General features: G+C 55.6%; 17 protein-coding genes and 2 pseudogenes. All 19 read left to right on the plus strand.

Annotated elements, in window-relative coordinates:
• Positions 1-16 precede the first annotated feature (16 nt).
• The 19 genes and pseudogenes from HU754_RS18710 to HU754_RS18800 all read left to right on the plus strand — a co-directional run bounded on the left by HU754_RS18710 (position 17) and on the right by HU754_RS18800 (position 24,150).
• The gene (locus HU754_RS18710; protein ID WP_186625595.1) at positions 17-1,471 is read left to right on the plus strand and encodes a flavin-containing monooxygenase; all 1,455 of its coding nucleotides are present in this window, start codon (positions 17-19) and stop codon (positions 1,469-1,471) included.
• A 21-nt stretch (positions 1,472-1,492) separates the two neighbouring features.
• A complete protein-coding gene (locus tag HU754_RS18715; RefSeq protein WP_186625593.1) occupies positions 1,493-2,419 on the plus strand; it encodes an alpha/beta fold hydrolase in 927 nt (308 codons plus the stop codon).
• Positions 2,420-2,485: 66 nt separating this feature from the next.
• Positions 2,486-3,985 carry a glycolate oxidase subunit GlcD gene (glcD, locus tag HU754_RS18720; RefSeq protein WP_186625591.1) on the plus strand — a complete coding sequence of 500 codons (1,500 nt, stop codon included), beginning with the start codon at positions 2,486-2,488 and terminating at the stop codon, positions 3,983-3,985.
• Positions 3,985-5,034, plus strand: coding sequence for a glycolate oxidase subunit GlcE (gene glcE / locus HU754_RS18725; RefSeq protein ID WP_186625589.1), 1,050 nt, complete (start codon positions 3,985-3,987; stop codon positions 5,032-5,034). Before glcD ends, glcE begins: the two co-directional genes overlap by 1 nt.
• Before the next feature lie 2 nt (positions 5,035-5,036).
• Positions 5,037-6,257, plus strand: coding sequence for a glycolate oxidase subunit GlcF (glcF, locus tag HU754_RS18730; RefSeq protein ID WP_186625587.1), 1,221 nt, complete (start codon positions 5,037-5,039; stop codon positions 6,255-6,257).
• 88 nt (positions 6,258-6,345) lie between these two features.
• The gene (gene hglS, locus HU754_RS18735; RefSeq protein WP_186625585.1) at positions 6,346-7,728 is read left to right on the plus strand and encodes a 2-oxoadipate dioxygenase/decarboxylase HglS; all 1,383 of its coding nucleotides are present in this window, start codon (positions 6,346-6,348) and stop codon (positions 7,726-7,728) included.
• Positions 7,729-8,073: 345 nt separating this feature from the next.
• On the plus strand, positions 8,074-8,589 hold the full coding sequence (locus HU754_RS18740) for an Hcp family type VI secretion system effector (protein ID WP_007919523.1): 516 nt from the start codon (positions 8,074-8,076) through the stop codon (positions 8,587-8,589).
• Positions 8,590-8,719: 130 nt separating this feature from the next.
• Complete coding sequence (locus tag HU754_RS18745) at positions 8,720-10,762, plus strand: type VI secretion system Vgr family protein (RefSeq protein ID WP_186625583.1); 2,043 nt, start codon at positions 8,720-8,722, stop codon at positions 10,760-10,762.
• Positions 10,752-11,489 (plus strand): DUF4123 domain-containing protein, encoded by a 738-nt coding sequence (locus HU754_RS18750; RefSeq protein ID WP_186625581.1) that lies wholly within the window; start codon positions 10,752-10,754, stop codon positions 11,487-11,489. The genes HU754_RS18745 and HU754_RS18750 overlap by 11 nt, the downstream gene beginning before the upstream one ends.
• On the plus strand, positions 11,489-16,144 hold the full coding sequence (locus HU754_RS18755; protein WP_186625579.1) for an RHS repeat-associated core domain-containing protein: 4,656 nt from the start codon (positions 11,489-11,491) through the stop codon (positions 16,142-16,144). Before HU754_RS18750 ends, HU754_RS18755 begins: the two co-directional genes overlap by 1 nt.
• A gap of 3 nt (positions 16,145-16,147) precedes the next feature.
• Entirely contained in the window at positions 16,148-16,453 is a 306-nt protein-coding gene (locus HU754_RS18760; RefSeq protein ID WP_186625577.1) for a hypothetical protein, read from the plus strand.
• Positions 16,454-16,641: 188 nt separating this feature from the next.
• A pseudogene (locus HU754_RS18765) lies at positions 16,642-18,594 on the plus strand (RHS repeat-associated core domain-containing protein); the annotation flags it as partial.
• A gap of 341 nt (positions 18,595-18,935) precedes the next feature.
• Positions 18,936-19,349, plus strand: coding sequence for a hypothetical protein (locus HU754_RS18770; RefSeq protein WP_186625575.1), 414 nt, complete (start codon positions 18,936-18,938; stop codon positions 19,347-19,349).
• Between the two features lie 275 nt (positions 19,350-19,624).
• Positions 19,625-20,050, plus strand: a complete 426-nt coding sequence (locus HU754_RS18775; protein WP_016983324.1) for an SMI1/KNR4 family protein — start codon at positions 19,625-19,627, stop codon at positions 20,048-20,050.
• Between the two features lie 222 nt (positions 20,051-20,272).
• The gene (locus HU754_RS18780; protein ID WP_217827563.1) at positions 20,273-21,658 is read left to right on the plus strand and encodes an IS4 family transposase; all 1,386 of its coding nucleotides are present in this window, start codon (positions 20,273-20,275) and stop codon (positions 21,656-21,658) included.
• A gap of 64 nt (positions 21,659-21,722) precedes the next feature.
• Positions 21,723-22,151: an SMI1/KNR4 family protein gene (locus HU754_RS18785; RefSeq protein ID WP_186624609.1), complete on the plus strand. Its 429-nt coding sequence runs from the start codon at positions 21,723-21,725 to the stop codon at positions 22,149-22,151.
• A gap of 244 nt (positions 22,152-22,395) precedes the next feature.
• The gene (locus tag HU754_RS18790) at positions 22,396-22,842 is read left to right on the plus strand and encodes an SMI1/KNR4 family protein (protein WP_137217222.1); all 447 of its coding nucleotides are present in this window, start codon (positions 22,396-22,398) and stop codon (positions 22,840-22,842) included.
• A 94-nt stretch (positions 22,843-22,936) separates the two neighbouring features.
• Positions 22,937-23,752 (plus strand): annotated as a pseudogene (locus HU754_RS18795) (polymorphic toxin type 47 domain-containing protein); the annotation flags it as partial.
• Positions 23,749-24,150: a hypothetical protein gene (locus HU754_RS18800; protein WP_127926695.1), complete on the plus strand. Its 402-nt coding sequence runs from the start codon at positions 23,749-23,751 to the stop codon at positions 24,148-24,150. The pseudogene HU754_RS18795 and the gene HU754_RS18800, both read left to right, overlap by 4 nt.
• Positions 24,151-24,154 lie beyond the last annotated feature (4 nt).

Genomic DNA, 24,154 nt, shown 5'->3' on the forward strand with positions numbered 1-24,154 from the left:
TATAAGAAGGAGACCCATGCACACCTATCACGTGTTGATCATCGGCAGCGGTTTTGGCGGTCAATGTGCTGCGGTCAACCTGCTCAAGGCCGGGATCGACGATTTTCGCCTGCTGGAGCGACGGGACTTCTTTGGCGGCACCTGGTGCCAGAACACCTACCCCGGCGCGGCGGTGGACGTGCCGTCGCCGCTGTATTCGCTGTCGTTCGCGCCGTACCGCTGGTCACAGATGTTCGCCGGACAGGCCGAACTGCAGCGCTACACCGAGCATGTCATCGAGCAGTTCGGTTTGCGTGAGCGCGTGGAGCTGGAGGCCAATGTCGAGCGCGTCGAATGGGACGACACGGAAAAGCGCTGGGCTGTGCACACCGCCAGCAAAGGCACCTTTTATGCGCAGTTCCTGATCAATGCCACCGGGCCATTGAGCCAACCGGTCATCCCACACTTTCCCGGCCAGGATCGCTTTCAAGGCAAGACTTTTCATACGAACAACTGGGATCACAGCTACGACTACCGCGGTAAACGCGTGGCGATTGTCGGCAGCGGTGCCAGTGCGGTGCAGGTGATTCCGGCGATTGCGCCGCAGGTCGAGCAATTGCACGTGTTTCAGCGCACGCCGCATTGGGTGCTGCCCCGCGCCGATCGGCAGTTCGGGCCGCTGCAACGCTGGCTGCTCGGTCTGAAACCGGCCTACAAACTGTTGCGCTGGCTGATTTATTGGCAATTCGAAACCCGGGTCATCGCGTTCAAATACTCGAAAGCGGCGATTCACATAGTCCAGCAGCACGCCCTGCGCTTTCTCAAACGCCAGGTGCCAGACCCGGCGCTGCAAGAAAAACTCACCCCGGACTTCACCATCGGCTGCAAACGGGTGCTGGTGTCCAGCACCTATTACCCGGCGCTGAGTCGCGCCAACGTCACCTTGCATACCCGCGAGCAAGGCATTGCGTCCATCGACGAAACCGGGATCAACACCGAGGACGGCCAGCACCTCGATGTTGATCTGATTGTCTGGTCGACCGGGTACGACGCCACCGACGGGGTGATTTCCTACCCGGTCAGCGGAAAAAACGCCGTGCAACTCAGAGAGGTCTGGGCGCAATACCCGCGCGCGTATCTGGGCACCAGCCTGCCGGACTTCCCCAATCTGTTTATCGTCACCGGCCCCAACACCGGCATCGGCCACACCTCGGCGCTGTTCATCATCGAATCACAGATGAACTACATCCTCGACTGCATCCGCACCGTGCAGGCGAAAGGTCTGCGCAGCATCGAAGTGCGCCCCGAAGCGGAACGTACCTACACTGAGATGATTCATCGGGAGATGGAACGCACGGTCTGGAAGTCCGGCGGCTGCCACAGTTGGTATCAAAGCAAGAGCGGTCATGTGATCGCGATGTTTCCCGGCTTCAGTTTCAGCTATCACCGCTTGACCCGGACGCTGAAACCGGCCGACCACATTCTGTCCTGAACACGTAAAAGGAAGACGTCGATGCTTTTGCTGTTTGTCGCCCTCGCGGTTTTCGTGGCCTGGAGCTGGTTGAGTTATCCGGCGGTCGGTCATTGGCTGTACGACCTGAACATGGCCATCGAGGCCAAGTTGTACAAATTGCACAAGATCGAAGTGCCGATCGCCGAGATGACCGTCTCGACCTGGCAGGGCGGGCCGTATGAAGCAGCCAGCGCGATTCTGATGCTGCATGGCTACAGCGCCGACAAGAACCTGTGGCTGCGCTTTTCCCGGCACTTTGTGCGCCAGTATCGGGTGATCATCCCGGACCTCGCCGGCCATGGTGAAACCGGCTTCAAGGCGGGCGGCGGCTACGACATTCCGTTGCAGGCCAAACGCATGATCCAGTTGCTCGACGTTTGCGGCGTGGAGAAAGTCCATGTGATCGGCAACTCGATGGGCGGCTACATCGCCGCGTGGCTGGCGGCGACTTATCCGGATCGTATCGCTTCGGTGGCGCTGATCGATCCGGCCGGCGTCACCGCGCCTGAGGCCAGCGACATGGAGCGCCATCTGGCGCGCGGGCATAACCCGTTTCTGATCAATTCGCGGGAAGAGTTCCAGCAGTTCTACGCGATGACCATGGCCACGCCGCCATGGGTACCCAAATTAGTGCTGGACGCCATCGCCCAGCGCTACGAACAACAACGCGATGAACTGGAAGAGATCTTCCGCGATTTTCGCGCCAGCCCGCCGATGGAGCCGAAACTGGCCGACATCAAGTGCCCGGCGCTGTTGCTCTGGGGGCGCAAGGATCGGCTGATCGACGTCAGCAGCGTGCCGGTGTGGAGCAAGGGCATTGCGAATTTGTGTGTGGATGTCTGGGATCAGGTCGGGCACATGCCGATGGTTGAACAGCCGGGGAATACGGCGCGCCTGTATCGCGAGTTTTTGGGGAGCCAAAGATGACAATGCACCCAGCTCCTGATCGTTCCCACGCTCTGCGTGGTAATGCCTCAAGGGTAAGGGCTTGAGATGAATATTCTTTATGACGAGCGCCTCGACGGTCCGTTACCGAAGGTGAACAAGGCCGAATTCCTCAAGGCATTGCAGCAAGCGCTGCCTGATCTGGATATTCTGTGGCGCGAGGAAGAACTCAAACCCTACGAATGCGATGGCCTCTCCGCCTACCGCACCACGCCGATGCTGGTCGCCCTGCCCCGACGACTTGAGCAAGTGCAAACACTGCTCAAACTCTGCCATGAAAAAAACGTCCCGGTGGTTGCCCGTGGTGCCGGCACAGGGTTGTCCGGCGGCGCCTTGCCGCTGGAACAAGGCCTGCTGCTGGTGATGGCGCGCTTCAACAACATCCTGCACATCGACCCGGCCGCGCGCACCGCGCGGGTTCAGCCGGGGGTGCGCAATCTGGCGATCTCCCAGGCAGCGGCACCCTTCGGCCTGTATTACGCGCCGGATCCATCCTCGCAGATCGCCTGTTCGATCGGTGGCAACGTCGCCGAAAATGCCGGCGGTGTGCATTGCCTCAAGTACGGTTTGACCGTGCACAACCTGCTGAAAATCGAAGTGCTGACCATCGAAGGCGAACGCCTGACCCTGGGTTCGGACGCCCTCGATTCAGCGGGTTTCGATTTGCTCGCGCTGTTCACCGGCTCCGAAGGTTTGCTGGGGATCATCACCGAAGTCACGGTCAAACTGCTGCCCAAACCGCAGATCGCGAAAGTCCTGCTGGCCAGTTTCGATTCCGTGGAAAAGGCCGGCCGCGCCGTCGCCGAAATCATCGCGGCGGGGATTATTCCCGGCGGCCTGGAGATGATGGACAACCTCGCCATTCGCGCCGCCGAAGATTTCATCCACGCCGGTTACCCGGTCGACGCCGAGGCCATTCTGCTGTGCGAACTCGATGGCGTCGAAGCCGATGTCCACGACGATTGCCAACGGGTGCGCGAGGTCATGACCGCCGCCGGCGCCACCGAAGTGCGTCAGGCCCGCGACGAAGCCGAGCGCGTGCGCTTCTGGGCCGGGCGAAAAAATGCTTTCCCGGCCATCGGACGTTTGTCGCCCGATTACTACTGCATGGACGGCACCATCCCGCGCCGCGAATTGCCCGGAGTCCTGCAAGGCATCGCCCGCCTCAGCGAAGAATACGGATTGCGCGTGGCCAACGTATTCCATGCCGGCGACGGCAATATGCACCCGCTGATCCTGTTCGACGCCAATCAACCCGGCGAGCTGCACCGCGCCGAAGCCTTGGGCGGCAAGATTCTTGAGCTGTGCGTGCAGGTCGGCGGCAGCATCACTGGCGAACACGGCGTCGGCCGCGAGAAAATCAACCAGATGTGCGCGCAGTTCAACAACGACGAACTAAGCCTGTTCCATGCAGTAAAAGCCGCGTTCGACCCACAAGGCCTGCTCAACCCCGGCAAGAACATTCCGACCCTGCACCGCTGCGCCGAATTCGGTGCCATGCATATTCATGCCGGGCAATTGCCGTTCCCCGAACTGGAGCGTTTCTGATGGCCGACGTCGATGCCGCCGGCGCCTTGCTTGATCAGGTCAACGAAGCGCGGGCCAACGCCACTCCGTTGAAGATTCAGGGCGGCAATAGCAAAGCCTTTCTCGGCCGCGAAGTAGCCGGTGAAGTGCTCGATACCCGCGCCCACTGCGGCATCGTCCGTTACGAGCCGACCGAACTGGTGGTCACGGCGCGCGCCGGTACGCCGTTGTCCGAGCTGCTGGCGGCGCTGGATGCTGCCGGGCAAATGCTGCCGTGCGAACCGCCGGCATTCGGTGAAGGCGCGACCGTCGGCGGCATGATCGCCACGGGGTTGTCCGGGCCACGACGACCGTGGTCTGGCTCGGTGCGTGACTTTGTCCTCGGCACGCGGGTGATCACCGGCCTCGGTCAACACCTGCGCTTCGGCGGCGAAGTGATGAAGAATGTCGCCGGTTATGACCTGTCGCGACTGATGGCCGGCAGTTATGGCTGCCTCGGCGTGCTCACCGAAGTGTCGCTGAAAGTCCTGCCGAAACCGCGCCAGTGCCTAAGCATTCGTCTCGATATGGAATGCGCGCGGGCGCTGGCCAAGCTTGCCGAATGGGGTCAGCAACCGTTGCCAATCAGTGCCGCCTGCCACGATGGCCAGAGCCTGTATTTGCGTCTTGAGGGCGGCGAAGGTTCGGTGACGGCGGCGCATCAACGCCTCGGGGGTGAGCCGTTGGATTCAGGGTTCTGGCGGGATCTGAATGAGCAGCGTCTTGCGTTTTTCAACGAAGGTTTGCCGCTGTGGCGCTTGTCGTTGCCGAACAATCTCGGGCCGCTGGATCTGCCCGGCGAGCAACTGATCGACTGGGCCGGCGCGCAACGCTGGCTAAAATCCGACGTCGAGCACATACATGTTCTTGCTCAGGAACTCGGCGGCCATGCCACCTGTTTCACCCACGGCGCCAGCTCTTCGCCGTTCCAGCCGCTGGCCTGGACACTGCTGCGCTATCACCGGCAACTCAAAGCGCAACTCGACCCGCAAGGGCTGTTCAACCCCGGGCGCATGTACGCGGAGTTCTAGCCATGCAAACCACCCTCAGCGAACAATCGCGACAACTACCCCGCGCCGCCGAGGCAGAAAAGATTCTGCGCACCTGCGTGCATTGCGGCTTTTGCAACGCGACCTGCCCGACCTATCAGTTGCTCGGCGATGAACTCGATGGCCCGCGCGGGCGCATCTACCTGATCAAACAAGTGCTCGAAGGCGCGCCCGCGACGGCGCAGACACAACTGCATCTGGACCGCTGCCTGTCGTGCCGTAACTGCGAAACCACCTGCCCGTCCGGCGTCGACTATCACAACCTGCTCGACATCGGCCGCGCGGTGGTCGATCACGCGGTGCCGCGACCGGCGGCCCAGCGCCTGTTGCGTAAGGGCTTGCGCGCATTGGCGCCGAATCCGGGATTGTTCAAAGGCTTGTTGCGGGTGGGCACGACGTTTCGCCCGCTGTTACCGCGAATGCTGGAAAGCAAACTGCCGCAGCATCTGCTGTTTTCCGGTTTGCGCCCCGCCCCGCGCCATGTCCGGCAGGTGTTGTTGCTTGAAGGCTGCGTACAGCCGGGGTTATCGCCAAATACCAATGATGCCACGGCGCGGGTGCTGGATCGCTTGGGCATCAGTGTCACCCCGGTGGCCGAGGCCGGGTGTTGCGGCGCGCTGGACTATCACCTCGACGCACAAGCCAAAGGCCTCGACCGCGCCCGGCAAAACATCGATGCCTGGTGGCCGCACCTGCAAAACGGCGCCGAAGCGATCGTGCAGACCGCCAGCGGTTGCGGCGCATTCATCAAGGATTACGGGCATTTGCTGGCAGACGATCCGCTGTATGCAGCCAAGGCACGGGAAATCAGCGAGCGGACGCTGGATCTGGTGCAGATACTCGCGCAGGAACCGCTCGAAAAAGTCTGCGCGGCGAGCGAGCGGCGGATTGCCGTGCATTGCCCGTGCACCCTGCAGCATGCGTTGAAACTGGGCGGCGCGGTGGAAGCCGTGCTCAACCGCCTCGGTTTCAACCTCACCGCCGTGCCCGACGGCCATTTGTGCTGCGGTTCGGCAGGCACGTATTCGCTGACGCAACCGCTGCTGGCGCGGCAACTGCGCGACAACCGCCTCAACGCTCTGGAGAGTGGCCGCCCTGAGCTGATCGTCACCTCCAATGTCGGCTGCCAGAGTCATCTGGGCAGCGCCGGACGCACGCGGGTGATGCACTGGATCGAACTGGTGGATCAGTCGTTGGCAGAATGAAGTTCGTAGGATTCTTCGTTTGCCCGCGTGCGAGAAGGCTGCGATCTTTTCCCTCATCCATTCCGTGACCGTGGCAGGAATTTTTTTCATGACTGTGCAGCCGTTCGTCAGCCCCGACCTGATCCGCCAACGCTTCTCCAAAGCGATGTCCGACATGTACCGCGAAGAAGTGCCGCTGTACGGAGCACTGATGGAGCTGGTGGAGCAGACCAACCGCGAGGTGCTGGCCCGTCAGCCGGATATCGCCGAGCACCTCAACAGCACCGGTGAAATCGGGCGGCTGGACATGGAGCGTCACGGCGCGATCCGCGTGGGCACTGCCACGGAATTGGCCACCCTCGCCCGCCTGTTTGCGGTGATGGGCATGCAACCGGTGGGCTATTACGACCTGACCCCGGCGGGCGTGCCGGTGCATTCCACGGCGTTTCGCGCGGTGCATGAAGAGGCGCTGCAAGTCAGCCCGTTTCGCGTGTTCACGTCGTTGTTGCGCCTGGAGTTGATTGAGGATGCGCAACTGCGCGCCTTTGCAGAATCGGTATTGGCCAAGCGTTCGATCTTTACCTCGGAGGCGTTGCGCCTGATCGCGCAAGCTGAAACCGCAGGTGGTTTGAATGAAAGCGAGGCCGAGGCATTCGTCCTGCAGGCACTGGAAACTTTTCGCTGGCATCACAGCGCTACGGTGACTGCTGCGCAATATCAGACGTTGAGCGCGCAACATCGCTTGATCGCCGACGTCGTGGCGTTCAAAGGCCCGCACATCAATCATCTGACGCCGCGCACGCTGGACATCGACCGCGTCCAGGAACAGATGCCAGCCCATGGCATCACCCCGAAAGCCGTGATCGAAGGCCCGCCGCGCCGGCAGTGCCCGATCCTCTTGCGCCAGACCAGTTTCAAGGCGCTGGACGAGCCGATCGCCTTCACCGATCAGAACCAGACCCGTGGCAGCCACAGCGCGCGTTTCGGCGAGATCGAACAGCGCGGCGCGGCACTCACGCCCAAAGGCCGGGCCCTGTACGACCGCTTGTTGAATGCCGCACGCGATGAACTCGGCGACTTCCCCAACGAAGCCAACGCCGCACGCTACAACGCGCTGATGGCTCAGCACTTTGGCGAATTTCCTGACAGTGTCGAGGGTATGCGTGAACAAGAGCTGGCGTACTTTCGCTATTTCGCTACGGAAAAAGGACTGGCTGCTGGAGGGCTTGGGCAGTCGTCTCTGGAGGACTTGTTGCGCGATGGCTATGTGAAAGCGCAGCCGTTGGTGTACGAAGATTTCCTGCCAGTGAGTGCGGCGGGGATTTTTCAGTCGAACCTAGGCGATGCCGCGCAGGCGCATTATGGCGAGCATTCCAATCGGCAGGCGTTCGAGCAGGCGCTGGGGCGCGCGACCATTGATGAGTTGGGATTGTATGCGGCGACGCAGCAGCGTTCGATTGATGAGTGTCTGACACAACTTGCGATCTTTTGATCTGAAAATCTTGAAGCAGCCGCCTCGACCAAATGATGGCGCGTGGCCATTGTGCGCAAGAAGTTGCGCACTTGTTTTGTAAAAAAGCCTGATAAAACCGCTGAGAGCCACGTCGTACAAGGCCTGCAGCCAAGTGCGCAAGAAGTTGCGCAGTACTGCGCAACTTCTTGCGCACTTTTGCCTTGAGCGAGCGCTTTATTTCGCACAAGCGCCTGAAAAATCAGACAAACACCCCGGCCCGCATGGTCGCCACAATTGTTGGCACGCTCCTTGATAACAGTCAGGCACCCACCGGGCGATTTCGCCTCCCGGGCACCTTAAATTATTCCGCAAGGAGAGCACCCCATGGCAACACCAGCGTACATGTCGGTTACCGGCGAAAAACAAGGCCTGATCACTGCAGGCGCTTTCACCGCTGACTCCGTAGGCAACACCTACCAGGAAGGCCACGAAGACCAGGTTATGGTTCAGGCTTTCAGCCACGACGTGATCATCCCGCGTGACCCACAATCCGGTCAGCCAACCGGTCAGCGCGTTCACAAGCCAGTTGTGATCACCAAGGTCTACGACAAGGCTTCGCCACTGCTGCAAGCCGCTCTGACCTCCGGCGAGCGCATGAGCGAGATCGTTATCCAGTGGTTCCGTACTTCTGCTCAAGGTACCCAAGAGCACTACTACACCACCAAACTGGAAGACGCGATCATCGTCGCCATCAACAACAAAATGCACAACTGCCAGGATCCAGGCAACTCGCACTTCACCCACCTGGAAGAAGTGCAGTTCACCTACCGTAAAATCACCTGGACCCACGAAGTATCCGGTACTTCGGGTTCCGATGACTGGCGTGCTCCAGTCGTTTAATTACGGCTGATCGTTACAAGCATCGGCCAGCTCTGCTGGTCGATGTTGTTTTCGCCCTCCAGAATTTCGCGTAAGTTGAGCCGTTTTGCGGTCGTCGACTCACGCCGCTGTACAGCACGAGGAACAAGGGATGTTCGCGCCGGCCAATGAAACTCACTTTGCCCTGACCATCGAAGGTCTTTCCGCCGATTTCCAGGTGTTTACCCTCACCGGCCGGGAAGCCATCAGCCAGCCTTTTGTGTTCGAGGTGGAGCTGGTCAGTGAGCAGCCGTCGCTGGACCTCGAAACCCTGCTGCACAAACCAGCCTTCCTGCAACTGTCGCCCGACGGCAGCGGCATCCACGGCCAGATCTACCGCGCCGCGCAAGGTGATTCGGGCAAACGCCTGACCCGTTACTCGGTGACCCTGCGTCCGCAATTGTCCTACCTCGCGCACCGCATCAACCAGCGCATCTTCCAGAACCTCACGGTGCCGAAAATCATCGGCCAGGTCCTCGAAGAGCACGGCATCCAAAGCAACGCCTACGAATTCAAGACCGGTTCGATTTATCCCGAGCGCATCTACTGCGTGCAATACGATGAATCTGACCTGCATTTCATCCAGCGCCTGTGCGAGGAAGAAGGTATTCATTACCACTTCGAGCACACGGCGACGGCGCACAAACTGGTATTCGGCGATGACCAGACGGTGTTCCCGAAACTCAAGCCTGTGGCCTATCAACAAGACTCCGGCATGGTCGCCAGCGACCCGGTGATCAAGCGCTTCGACCTGCGCCTGGAAACCCGCACCAGCCGCACCACCCGCCGCGATTACGACTTCGAAAAACCGCGCCTCACCCTCGAAAGCGAAAACCGTGGCGACGCCCTGCCCGACCTTGAAGATTACGATTATCCGGGCCGTTTCATCGACCGCGAGCGCGGCAAGCACCTGGCCAAACGCGCCCTCGAACGTCACCGCAGCGACTTCCAGCTCGCCGAAGGCAAAAGCGATCAGCCATTGCTGGTCAGCGGCCACTTCCTCGCCCTGACCGCGCACCCGAAAGCCAAATGGAACGACCTCTGGTTACTGACCGAAGTCCTCCACGAAGGCAAGCAGCCGCAAGTTCTCGAAGAGTCGGTGACCAGCGACACCACCGCACTGAAAGACGATTTCCACCAGGGCTACCGCAACCGCTTCCAGGCGACCCCATGGGACGTGCCGAATCGCCCGCCCCTACGCCACCCGAAACCGCGCATTCTCGGCAGCCAGAGCGCCGTGGTCACCGGCCCGAAAGGTGAAGAGATCCATTGCGACGAGTACGGCCGCGTCAAAGTCCAGTTCCACTGGGACCGCGAAGGCGAAGCCGACGACAAAACCAGCTGCTGGCTGCGCGTCTCCAGCGCCTGGGCCGGCGCCCAGTACGGCGGCATCGCCATCCCGCGCATCGGCATGGAAGTGCTGGTGACCTTCCTTGAAGGCGACCCCGATCAACCGTTGATCAGCGGCTGCCTGTACCACAAGGAAAACACCGTCCCCTATCCACTGCCGGCGAACAAGACCCGCAGCACCTTCAAAACCCTCAGCTCGATGGGCGGTGGTGGCTACAACGAACTGCGCATCGAAGACAAGAAAGGCCAGGAACAGATCTACCTGCACGCCCAGCGTGACTGGGACGAAAACATCGAGCACGACCAGAAAATCCGCGTCGGCAACGAACGCCACGACACCGTCGAACAGAACAGCTACAGCGAATTCAAAGCCGAAGAACACCACACCGTCTACGCCGACCGCAAAGTCGAAACCCGCGCCAACGATCACCTGACAGTCGGCGTCAATCAGCACATCAAGATCGGCACCGGCCAGTTCATCGACGCCGGCCAGGAAATCCACCTCAGCAGCGGCATGAAAGTGGTGATGGAAGCAGGCGCAGAGCTGACCCTGATCGGTGGTGGCAGCTTCATCAAGATCGACGCCGGCGGCGTGACCATGAGCGGCCCGGTGATCAACATGAACTCCGGCGGCAGCCCCGGCAGCGGCACCGGCGCCGCCCCGCTGATGCCCGGCGTGCTGAAACAGGCCGATGCCGACAAGGCCGGCCAGGTCCTGACCCCGGCCCAGATCAACACCCTCAAACGTAACGCGCCATTCTGCGAAGAATGCGAAAAATGCAAGGCAGGTGCCTGTGCCATCTGATCGAATTACGCCCAAGGATTGGCTGGCACAACAGCCGCTGCAGACTGGTGAGCGTTTGTATTTGATTATTAGTGCGGCGAGTGATTCCGACGCGCTGAAAAACCTGTATCTCACCGAACCCACCGCCCAGCTCATCCCGATCTGGGGCGGCACGCCCTACTCCACTTGGCAACCGGTGATGCCGTATGTCACCGAACTCAAAGCCAATTCCGCGTTCCTGCCGTGGATCGCTGAAACCGATGCCCTCGATTGGGGCTGGCTGGCGGTGTCGCGTTCCGAACCGAATGAAGTGTTCGAGCATCTGCGCAGCCTTACTCAGGTGAAGATGCCGGACGGGACCGAGGTGTTTTTCCGGTTTTGGGATGGGCGGCATATCTACCCGATTCTGCATGGGCTGGGGGAGAAGGCTGGGGAAGTGCTGCCGATGTTTGAGCGGTATCTGATTAATGGGCAGTCGCTGGAGGTTGGGACGCGGGTTGTGCCGAAGGTGAAGGATTGGCCATGGTGGGAGGTGCCGAAGCCGTTACTGGATGGCTTGGCCAAGGAAAATCCGACGACGCTGATCAGCAACTTGATGCAGTGGCTGGAAGAAGACCGTCCGGACATTTACACCGCTTGGCCCGAGAACAACCTGAAGCTGAAAGTCAGCCGTTTCGTGCGCCGTCCGGACGCACCGAAAAACCTTAAAGAAGCACTGTTAAACCACCTGATTCTGGAGCAAGGCTGATGGATCGCGTTGCCTTTGTTGACAACCAACTGAACACCTTCAAGGACAGTCTGAAGCTGTATCAGGAACAGACCAAAACCTGGTACGCGAGGGCCGCCGACAAAGCCAGTCGTGCCGCTGACCTGCCCTCTCTGCTGGGTATGGAGCGAGTGATCAAGGTTGGCGACACCAGCAAAGCGGTGAGCATGACCGACGGTAATTTCACTTCGAACGTTGCTCAGTGCCCGCTCAAGGGACCGTTGCTGATCGAGAGTAAATTCGAGTCGGTTTACGACATTCCTATCGGCGAAATCGAAGTCGAAATCGTCGCCGTGGAAGGTGGTGCGGTCAGCAAGGTCACGCTCGACGCACAAGGCAAAGCCGCCTGGACCGGTGGTATTCCAGGCAAGTTCTATGAGATTCGCGTTCATAACGAAGTGACGCCGGCACAAATCGATGCGCTGTTCAGCTCCTACAGCGGCGTGACAGCTGACCTGGAAGGTTTTCTGCGTAAGGAGTGGGCTGGTTTCAAACCACAATGGTCGAATCTTTCCACCTCGGGCACCGCGATGGCGATTGGCACCGGCATTCTTGAAGGTGGCTGGGAGGCTATCAAGGGTGTGTGGGATGGCATCAACCAGGTGCTCGACATCCTGCAAGACCCGGGAAAATTCAAAGATGATCTCGGTGCTGGCGCACAAAAGCTAATCGATATCGCCCAAAGCACACCGGACGTCATGAAAAAGGCCATGTTACTGGCCAGCGATGAAGCAGCATTGTTCCTGCTGGTACGAAGCGCCGTGATCTGGCTCGCAGGGTTGCCGCCAATGAAGATGGCAGGCGACATCGCGAAGATGACCACGGCAATGGTCGTCGGTATCGCCATCGACATCGTCATCGGCGTGGTATTGACCATTGCGGCTGAAGGTACCGGGGTTCTCTACCTCGCTGCCCGACTGAAGAAATACGGTGAGCTTGTCATCAACGCCGTCGTCGGTTTCGTTAAGTCGCTGTTCAAGATCATCAATGGATTCATGGAATACGTCGCGAAATACACCGCTGTTGCGGCGCGGGGTGTGACAGCCAAGGTGAGAAACGGAATTTCTGAGTTGCGTTTTGATGGGAAGAAAAACGCGAAACTCGCGGACGGTAAAATAGCTGACGATGCTTCAAAGCAAGCGAAGACACCTGCCGACAAAAGTGCAGAACCTGCCGCCGAGACTTGCACTAACGGGTGCCCGGTTTCGATGGTGACCGGTGAAGAGCTGTTGACGCTGACCGACGGTCACCTCGACGGGCTACTGCCGTTTGAGTGGACGCGTCTCTACAGAACCAGTGCCGTGGAAATTGATTGCGGGCTGGGTTATGGCTGGAGCCATGCCTTGGCTCATCGTATTGATATCAATGGCGATGAAGTCATCTGGACCGACCACGAAAACCGCGCAACGCCCTTCCCGCTCCCGAGTGAACAACGTCCCGCGATCACCAACAGCCTTTCAAAAGCTGCGATTTTCCTCGGTGACGATCCATCAGAACTGATTCTCGCCCAAGCCGGCAAGCGACCATCGTTCTACCACTTCCGCTTTAACAGCAAAGGCGCCACCCTGATCGCCATCAGCGACAGCTATGGCAATCGACTGCACGTTACACGCGACATCCACGGTCGCATCAAACGCCTCGACAACGGCGCCGGTCGCGCCCTGCTTCTACGTTACGACCGCAAACACATTGTCGCAGTCGATTATCAGCAGTTCCTGCCTGCGGACAATCTGGAGGACGCCTGGAATACGGTGCAAACGCTGGTCACCTACAGCTATGACACCCAGCATCGTCTGATCGAGGCGAAGAACGCGGCCGGTGAAGCCGAACATTATCGCTACAACGAACAGCACGTCATTCTCGAGCGGCAACTGGCGGGCGGTGCTGCGTTCTACTGGGAGTGGGAGAACGAAGGCAAACTGTCTCGTTGCACACATCACTGGGCCAACTTCTCGCAGATGGAGGCGCACTACGCCTGGGATGACAAAGGCAGCGTGACTGTCACCAACGCCGACGGCAGCGAAGAGGTGTACACCCACGATGATCAGGCGCGACTGATCAGCAAGATCGACCCGGACGGTGCCGAGCATCTCAAGGCCTACAACGACAAAGGCCAATTGATCGCGGAGAAGGACCCGTTGGGCGCCGTCACCGAGTACCGCTACAACGACAACGGCTTGATGACTGCCGTCATCCCGCCGGAAGACGAAGCCACCACGTACGAATACATCAACGGTTTCGTCAGTGATGTCCATCGCGGAAAAGCCAGTTGGAAGTACCAACGCAACCGTCAGGGCGATATCACCCAGCAAATCGATCCGGACGGCAATGCCACGCTATACAGCTACGACGGCCAGGGGCGTCTGCTGGAGATTCGCCACCCGGACGGCAGCCGTCATCAACTCGGCTGGAACAACCTCGGCCAGTTGCTGGAAGAACGCCTGCCCGATGGCGGCCAGCGCAAATATCGCTACGACGCACTGGGTCGGCAGATCACCCGCCAGGAAGAATCCGGCGCCATCACCCAATATCAATGGGACGCAGCCAATCGTCTTGCCCAAGTCACGCTACCGGGCGGTGCAACCCGTGCGTTTACCTATAACGCTTACGGCAATGTCACCGCCGAACGCGATGAACTCGGCCGCATCACTCGGTACGAATACGCCGACAACCTGCATCTGGTCAGCCGCCGCATCAATCCGGACGGCAGCCAACTGCGCTATCGCTATGACAACTCACGTCTGCTGCTGACTGAAATCGAAAACGAGCGCGGCGAGCAATACCACCTCGACTACTACGCCAACGGCCTGATCCAGCAGGAAACAGGCTTCGACGGTCGTCGCACGGCTTACGAGTATGACCTCAACGGCCAACTGCTGAAGAAAACCGAATTCGGCGACGATGGCAGCGAACTGGTCACTGAGTATCAGCGCGATGCTGCTGGTCGGCTGCTGGTGAAAACCCTGGCCGATGGCGAAGAAATCCACTACAGCTACGACGCCCTCGGTCGCCTCGTAAACGTCGATGACGGTCATTGGCCGCTCGCCTATAAATACGACCTGCAAGACCGCCTGATCGAAGAACACCAAGGTTGGGGCACCCTGCGCTACGAGTACGATAGCGTTGGTCAGCTCAAACACTGCCGCCTCCCTGACGGCAGCAAACTCGATTACCGTCACCAACCGGGCGGGCAACTCAGTAACATCGACCTCAATGGCTCGCGCCTGACCTCTCACCAGTTCAGTGCTGGGCGCGAACAAAAACGTCAGCAAGGTTTGCTGCTCAGCCAATACCAGTACGACGAACAAGGCCGCCTGCAAGCCCACACTGTTGGCCAGCGAGACAAGAACCTGTTCCAGCGTCGTTATAATTACGATGCCAACGGCAACCTCGCTGGCATTGATGACAGCCGCAAAGGCAATCGCAGCTACCACTACGACCCGCTCGATCGACTCATCAGCGTGCGCGGTGCTACGCCGGAAAGCTTCGCCCATGACCCGGCGGGCAACCTGCTGGGCCAAAGCAATGAAGGCACAGCAAACCTCGCCAACGTCAAAGGCAACCGCCTGCTGATGCAGGGTGATCGCCATTATGACTACGACGCCTACGGCAATCTGATTCGCGAGCGCCGTGGCACAGGACAGAAACTCGTCACCGAGTATCGTTACGACTGCCAGCACCGCTTGATCGGCGTTAGCCTGCCGGGTGGCAGCACAGCAACCTACAAGTACGATGCCTTCGGTCGACGTATAGAAAAAACCGTCGACGGCCACATCACCGAATTCCTGTGGCAAGGCGAAAGACTGATCGCGGAAAGCGCCGAAAACCGTTACCGCAGCTACATCTACGAACCGGGCAGCTTCCGCCCATTGGCGATGCTCGATGGCGAAGGCCCACGTAAAGCCACGCCGTTCTATTACCAACTCGACCACCTCGGCACACCGCAGGAGCTCACCGACTACAGCGGCGAGATCATGTGGTCGGCGAAGTACCGAGCCTACGGTAATCTCGCCGCGCTGGACGTCAGCGAGATCGATAACCCGTTGCGGTTCCAGGGTCAGTATTTCGATGCCGAAACGGGGTTACATTACAACCGGCACCGCTACTACAATCCGGGGACTGGACGGTTTTTGACGCCGGATCCGATCAAGCTTGCGGGTGGGTTGAATAGCTACCAGTACGTGCCTAACCCTACGGGGTGGGTGGATCCGCTTGGTCTAAACACTTGCCCTGGTGGGGATAAATGCATTCCTGGCCAAGGTGCCGAGCCTCCAGAGCAAAAAGCCAAGGTTAGCGATGGATCCCCGCCTCCTCCAGACGTTCAGTGGACAAACCATGGAAATAAACATGTGGCCCCTAAGGCTCCTTGGCCTTCTGTCGTAAAATCCACTGCCAATGGAGGTGCAGCGAAATATGTGCCGGGCACAGATATAGAAGCATTAGAACGGCACGCGTTTGCAAACGGACAAGATGTCAATAATGGAAAACCATGGAAAGTCATTGATATGGGAAAAACTATCGGTGCTAACGACGGAAAAGAAACCCGGTACATGAGGGTGGAGTTGAGTGCGAACACCATACATGGACATCCGATATCTGAAGAAGCCTTCAAAAAACTAACCAAGAAGAAAAAATAATCGATGATCATTGATAAAATAATAACGCTCGGCGGAACAATTACTTTCGATGACCTCTCCACATTAGTTGGAAGCGACATCAAACTTATTACCGACGATTTAAAAGAAGATCTATTACAGGCAACACTGCCACTCGAACAAATAATTGATATTGGATGGTACCCAGAATTCAGCGAAAATGGCTCCTTTAGAATCTCGCTAATTTCAGATCAAAACTGGGAGTCGCCCACACACAGCGAAAGCGCGAAAACTTGGACTGAACTTGAAAGAGCGTTAGATCACACTCTGAATAAAATAAAAAAACCCTAATCTTTACGCAGGCGTAAAATAGACCTTTCGTAAAAAAACACCACTCCCGAAAACTTTAGGCCTATTTGCCGCTTATCGTTACAACAATAAAAATTATAAAAATTCAACTGAAAATGGGACAGTTTCATTTGCTGCACTCAAGAGAAACCAGCCCTTTTTTTAGAAAATAAATTTGTCCCCTTTCTTCGGACTGCAACACCACGCTTTACAGCTATGATCGACGACAGCGTCTGTTAGAGACTCACCACTCAGACGGCAGCCGATGTCAACTCGGCTGGAACAACCTGGGTCAGTTGCTGGAAGAGCGCCTGCCAGATGGCGGTCAGCGCAAATACCGCTATGACGCGCTCGGTCGAAAAATTACCCGCCAGGACGAATTCGGTGCTATTACCCAATACCAATGGGATGCCGCTGATCGTCTGACCCAAGTAACCCTGCCCGGCGGCGCCACCCGCGCCTTCAGTTACAACCCGTATGGCCGCGTCACCGCCGAACGCGACGAGCTTGGGCGTATCACTCGTTACGAGTACGCCGACAACCTGCACCTGGTCAGCCGCCGCATCAATCCTGACGGCAGCCAACTGCGTTATCGCTACGACAACTCGCAACTCAACCTCACCGAGATCGAGAACGAGCGCGGCGAACGCTACCAACTCGACTACTACTCGAATGGCCTGATCCAGCAGGAAACTGGTTTTGACGGTCGCCGCACGGCCTACGAGTACGACCTCAACGGCCAGTTGCTGAAGAAAATCGAGTTCGGCGATGACGGCAGCGAACTGGTCAGCGAATACCAGCGCGATGCGTCCGGACGTCTGCTGGTCAAAACCTTGCCAGACGGCGAAGAAATCCACTACAGCTACGACGCATTGGGGCGCCTGGTAAACGTCGACGACGGTCACTGGCCGCTCGCGTATGAATACGACGTGCAGGACCGCCTGATCACCGAACATCAGGGCTGGGGCACTACACGTTACGAATATGACAGCGTCGGCCAACTGAGCCACTGCCGCCTTCCAGACGGCAGCACACTCGATTACCGTCATCTACCCGGCGGACGCCTGAGCAACATCGACCTGAACGGCTCACGCCTGACCTCTCACCAGTTCAGCGCCGGTCGCGAACAACAGCGACAACAGGGTTTGCTCTTAAGCCAATACCAGTACGACGAACAAGGTCGTCTGCAAGCGCATAGCGTTAGCCAACGCGACAAAAATCTATTTCAGCGACGCTACAACTACGACGCGAATGGCAACCTAGCCGGCGTAGATGACACCCGCAAAGGTAATCGCAGCTATCACTACGACCCGTTGGATCGACTGATCAGTGTGCGTGGTGCGACACCGGAAAGCTTCGCCCACGATCCAGCAGGCAACCTCCTCGGTCAGAATGACCTGCCCGTAGCCAATTTGGCTAACGTCAAAGGCAACCGCCTGCTGATGCAGGGCGACCGCCATTACGACTACGACGCTTACGGTAATTTGAGCCATGAACGTCGTGGCGCCGGCCAGAAACTCGTCACCGAATATCGCTACGACTGCCAGCATCGTCTGATCGGCGTCAGCCTGCCGGGCGGCAGCACTGCAACTTACAAATACGACGCCTTCGGCCGCCGTATAGAAAAATCCGTCGACGGCCACACCACTGAATTCCTGTGGCAAGGCGAGCGCTTGATCGCTGAAAGCGCCGAGAACCGCTACCGCAGTTACATCTATGAACCGGGCAGCTTCCGTCCGTTGGCCATGCTCGACGGCGAAGGCCCACGTAAGGCTACGCCGTTCTATTACCAACTCGACCACCTCGGCACACCGCAGGAACTCACCGATTACAGCGGCGAGATTATGTGGTCGGCCAGATACCGAGCTTATGGCAACCTGGCGGCACTCGATGTCAGCGAAATCGATAACCCGTTGCGGTTCCAGGGTCAGTATTTCGATGCCGAGACGGGGTTACATTACAACCGACACCGCTACTACAATCCGGGCACTGGACGGTTTTTGACGCCGGATCCGATCAAGCTTGCTGGCGGACTGAATAACTACCAGTACGTTCCTAATCCTACGGGTTGGGTGGATCCGTTGGGATTGAATGGGTGTCCTGGAGGCGAAAATGGCTCATCAGGAATAAGTACCGAGCCCCCCTCGAGCAAATCAGTCGTAAAGGAGGGTTCTCCGCCACCTCCTGAACCCCCAGTTACTGATAAGTGGAGTCGGGAGCCCAAAAGCATTCAAGATCAAATGACCTTGCAAGCAGCTAAAGAAGGACACGGAGTCAGGATTATTGAAGGACTCAATGATCCAAAATTTAAAGGAATGGACAAATGGGAACTAAAAGTTAAATCTAAAAACGGGAACGACTCAGTTGTGCATTACGTCAGAGACCCTAACACTGGGGAGCTAATGGATTTTAAATTCAAAAAACATAGTACAGATGATATAAAGCCATGGGGTAACGACCCAGCCGTCCCGCCTGGAGATAAAAATTGAAAGTCACATGCAAAACAAACAAGATAGGCGAAAGCTTCTCGTTAGAAACAGCATCTAGACTAAAACGCCACATTTCAATGGGCGACGATGAACTGGAAATCGAAATTGGAAAAGAATATGTAGTTTATGGCATTGAGCTTTGGGATAACTGCCCCTGGCTTTACATTTGCACAGAACCCTATGACGAATATCCGAAACCGTTTGCCCTGGATTTTTTTGAGATTTCCGACAAGAAACTTTCATCTCACTGGATTTTGAAATCCAAGGAGACTCACAACAATAAAAACAAAACTCAATTTGTTTTTCAAGAGTGGGCTGAAGACGACAGCTTTTATGAAAACCTAGTTAACGAAGATCAAACCTGCATAACTATATTCAACCGATACAAAAAACTCATTGATACAGAATAAGATCAAAAACGATATATGAGCAACCTTTTCACTTGTGAGTTCCGCGCAATAGGAGACAGGCTATATTTTTCCGTTTCGCACTTTAAACGTGGTCCGTCCCTGATTAATTCTTTACGAAAGAAAGCGTAAACGGGGGACAGATCACGTTTTCTTTTCCTGAAGGCGGCCTGCACTATGAGCTGCATTTTTCGCGTTGTAAAAGTGGTCCACCCCTGATTAATTATTCAAGAAAAAGTCCCGCGATATTGGAAAGACCGTGCAGCGCAGGCCGCAAAATGATACCGACCAAATTAAAATTACTAATTGAAAATCAGCCGGGCAATACCCTTCGAACGGACAAGCAATCAGTTACAGAGGCTTTAAAACAGCTAAACATAGACATAAATAGCGAACTCGCAGAGTTTTTTTTAAACTACACAATAACTTTTTTTAAAAGCAGTTCTTCTGATGAAGAATTGTGTGACATCGCCGATCCAAGCAACGAAATCGAAATCGGAACAAATTTCATCCACGAAGTATGGGAGCTACCGGAAAACCTTGTCTGCCTCACCAACATTCAAGGCGAGGGCTGTTACTTGTATGACATAAATAGCGGCGAAGTTTTAGACTTCAGCCTTGCTAACCGAGATGATTTCCTAGCTGGTAAAACACAGCAAAAATGGGCTAGCTTCTTTGAGTTTTTGATTTGGTATTTATCTTAAACATCACACCATTAAAAATCTTTAAAAAAGGAGCGAACCAAACGAATAAAAAGACAAAAAGGGGACATATTTATTTTCTAAAAAATGAAAATAAATCTGTCCCGAATGGCACTTACTTAACAGCTAACCACTTGAGCTGAAAGCAAAAAATGAAGAAGGGCTGGTCTTGGTCTACGGTGATAGTTGCGAACACACCCCGACAAACCAAGGACACAGCCCCAAATGGATCGTAGACGTGAAGTTCTTCAGCATCAACAGCAACGTTTTCATCGACACGCTTCGGACTGCAATGCCTATGCGTTTTTCAATCTCCTCACGTCTCCCGATCTCTTACAACGCGTCGAGTCTGCACTGCCAAAACATCGGGAACGCCTGTTTCCACCAACTGAAACGTTGTCTATGTTTCTGGCTCAAGCAATGAGTGCCGACCGCTCCTGCCAGAACGCCGTGAACGACCTGTCGATTAAACGGTCATGTGGCGGCATGAAACCCAATAGCACTCGCACGGGCGCCTACTGCAAAGCCAGAAAGCGCCTGCCTGTGGAAATGGTTTCCACGCTAGTCAGGCACACCGGTGCTTCGATAAGTGATAACGCACCCTCGTCGTGGCGCTGGATGGGACGACCTGTGCGGCTGGTGGATGGCACGACGGTCAGCATGCCCGACACAGCGGCTAATCAGGACGCCTATCCGCAATCTCGCGGCCAGAAAGTCGGTCTTGGTTTTCCGTTGTGTCGAGTGGTGGGCATCGTCTGCCTCTCCAGCGGCGCCGTTTTAGATGCTGCCCTTGGGCGTTTCCGAGGCAAGGGCGGCGATGAACAGACACTGCTCAGATCAATGCTCGACACGTTGAAAACAGGTGACATTTTGTTAGGCGACGCTTACTACGCTACCTATTTCTTGCTGTGCGAGTTGCAACGAAGAGGTATCGATGGCGTGTTCGAACAATACGGTGCTCGACGGCGCAGCACGGACTTTCGCCTAGGTCAGAGTCTCGGTTCGGAAGATCACCTGATCGAATTGAAAAAGCCTGTAAGAAGACCGCTGTGGATGAGTCAAGCGCATTACGAAAAGGCGCCTGAAAGACTGACCGTGCGGGAGTTGAAGGCGGGTGGGAAAACTTTGGTCACCACGTTGCATTGCCCAAAGCAGACACCTAAAACAGCCCTGAAATCGCTGTACAAGGGTCGATGGCATGTTGAACTGGATCTGCGCAATCTCAAAGCTACGCTGGGACTAGGAAAGTTAAGCTGCAAAACCCCAGGCATGGCAGTAAAGGAGTTATGGGTCTATCTGTTAGCTCACAATCTGATCCGAATGCTGATGGCACAATCGGCTCTGTTAGCTGACTGTTTACCTCGCGAACTGAGTTTCAAACACAGCCTTCAGCTATGGCTGGCGCTGCGACAATATGGCAGTTCCGAAGACGAGAATGGACTGTCGAATTTATTGATGCTGATTGCTCAGAGGCGCGTCGCAAATCGGCCTGGTCGTATCGAACCGCGAGCCATAAAACGAAGACCTCAAGCCTACCCCTTGCTGACCAAACCACGTCGGTCAGCAAGGGCAGATGTCAGAAAAAACGGGCACCCAAAACATGTTAAGTAAGTGCCATTCAAATCTGTCCCCTTTTCTAAAACAAATCTGTCCCCTTTCGCTATGGAGGCCTGATATGAAATTTGACTGGAGTACTTTTGGGATTGAAGAGGGATCCTCAGTGGATACCAATACGATCTCCCAAGTAGAAAAACTACTTAATGTAAGTTTTCCAAAGACATACTTGGACTTGGTCACATATTCCAATGAGGCATCTCCAGAGATATCTTCATTTCCACATGGCAACGAAGGGACTTGCATAAGCGAATTCTTTTCTTTCTCGCCTGATGTGGCCCCGTATACCATCTCATGGTACTCAGGTGCGGGAAAACCTCCAGGGCTTCTCAAACAAATTATCCCTATAGCAAGAGATGCGGGTGGTTATCTGATCTGCCTAAATTTCAACATACCCTCGATTTCTGTTGAAATATTTAATCAACACTCAAGTAAAACCTACTTCATTGCTAACAATTTTGATGATTTTGTTAATTTGTGGACTGAGTAAAACAACGCGCACAAATAGTCAACCTAGGATCGTGCCACCTATCGGAGGTAGTTGATCCTCAATGGAGGATTTCATCAGTCCTCTACTGATGATGATTACAAAGCGTGATGGTTAGACAAAAGGTGACATAGACAAAAGTAGACAGATTTATATTCTACAAACTAGAAATAAATCCTCCCCCTTTTCTAAAATTTAGGAAAGCATATTGAAAAGAACGAGCCAAAGACTTTGAGTTAGCAGAACCATGCATAAATACCAAGACTTGATAACGAAACTCGATAACTCAGATGAAGAAACATTTTGGCTCGGCCCCGCCACTGCCGAGCAAATTAAAAAACTCGAGAATATTCTAGGCATAAAGCTGCCTGAAGATTTCGTTGACTTCTTGAGTGTATGCGGTGGTGGTGGTGCAGCAGACTCAGAAATATGCGGAATTGAGAATAATGATGCAACTCTAGATAACGGCGGAACTGTAAATTACAGCACCATGCACTGCCGTTCAGAGTTTGAATTACCTAGTCATTTTGCCGTCATTTATTTAAAAGACGACGAAGTTTGCTGGGCAATTGATTGCGGTCCCACGGGAAATGGACAGGTCGTTAGCTACGATCTGTTTAAGCGCAAACCGTCTAAGAAAATAGCGGAAAACTTCTATTCATTCTTTGAGGAATACCTCAAACTTAGAATCTAACTTTCAACCGTGAGTTATCTGGTAAGCAGTCGGACAAAAGGGGACAAATTTATTGTCGACACGCTGAAAATAAATCTGTCCCCTTTTCTTCACTGAAAACCGCTATCGCAGCTACATCTACGAACCGGGCAGCTTCCGTCCACTGGCGATGCTCGATGGCGAAGGCCCGCGCAAGGCTACGCCGTTTTACTATCAACTCGACCACCTCGGCACACCGCAGGAGCTCACCGACTACAGCGGTGAAATCATGTGGTCGGCGAAGTACCGAGCCTACGGTAATCTCGCCGCGCTGGACGTCAGCGAGATCGATAACCCATTGCGATTCCAGGGTCAGTATTTCGATGCGGAGACAGGGTTACATTACAACCGGCACCGCTACTACAATCCGGGAACTGGACGGTTTTTGACGCCGGATCCGATCAAGCTTGCGGGTGGGTTGAATAACTACCAGTACGTGCCTAACCCTACGGGGTGGGTAGACCCTCTAGGTCTAGCTAGCGGCCCGACAAATTGTCCACAGCCTGTCCCAGGCGGAACATGGAAATTCAATTCTGAGGTTGATTTAGACTGGAGGGATACACCTGGGACGTCATACCAGCAAATGCACAAAGGATTGGACGAGGCATTTACTCGAACAGGCGTGCCGAAAAACGAATTTTCAGTTACCAAGTGGGGCAAAGACCAATATGGAAAATCTTACCCAACAGAATGGCGCGTATTAGAGGGCAGAAATAAGGGTGCAGAAGTAAACATAGATGATCCTCGCCTCGTTCCTTCTGGTGATGGTCCGGCAGATCCTCATGTCGGTTACCAAACGCCAGGTAAGCGTGGTACAGGTGGGGCTGTTAGAGGACACATATTGTTAGAATCTGTGCCTGTATCACGCGCGAGAATTGGAGATCCTCAATGAACTACCTAGAAAAAGAAATCGATTCGGCATTATCAGAGCAGAACTTAGCGCATGAGAAATTACGCGAGAATGAACTATCTAAATTGATCATGAAGCTAACGGCATCATTTTTTTCTTCTGAAACAAAGGGCCTCGACCCTTTTTACTTGAGGAGCCCCCAAAAAAAACACGATCCAGACTTCTGGAAAAAAGTAGACATTCTCGAAAATTTTGAAAACCCATTACTAATAGTTCAAGATAGTAAGATTCACGCTTGGAAACTAGCAACCTCTGCAGATCTTAAAACGCTATTTTCCGAAACGACTGGATTCCCATTCTGGATAGTCGACGACAACTTCAAAGTGCTAATCTATATGGATGATCATGATTGCGTTCATACCAGCGATAGCACTCATTAAAAAA

The sequence above is a fragment of the Pseudomonas zeae genome, assembly GCF_014268485.2.
In the GTDB taxonomy this organism is placed as follows: Bacteria; Pseudomonadota; Gammaproteobacteria; order Pseudomonadales; family Pseudomonadaceae; genus Aquipseudomonas; species Aquipseudomonas neuropathica.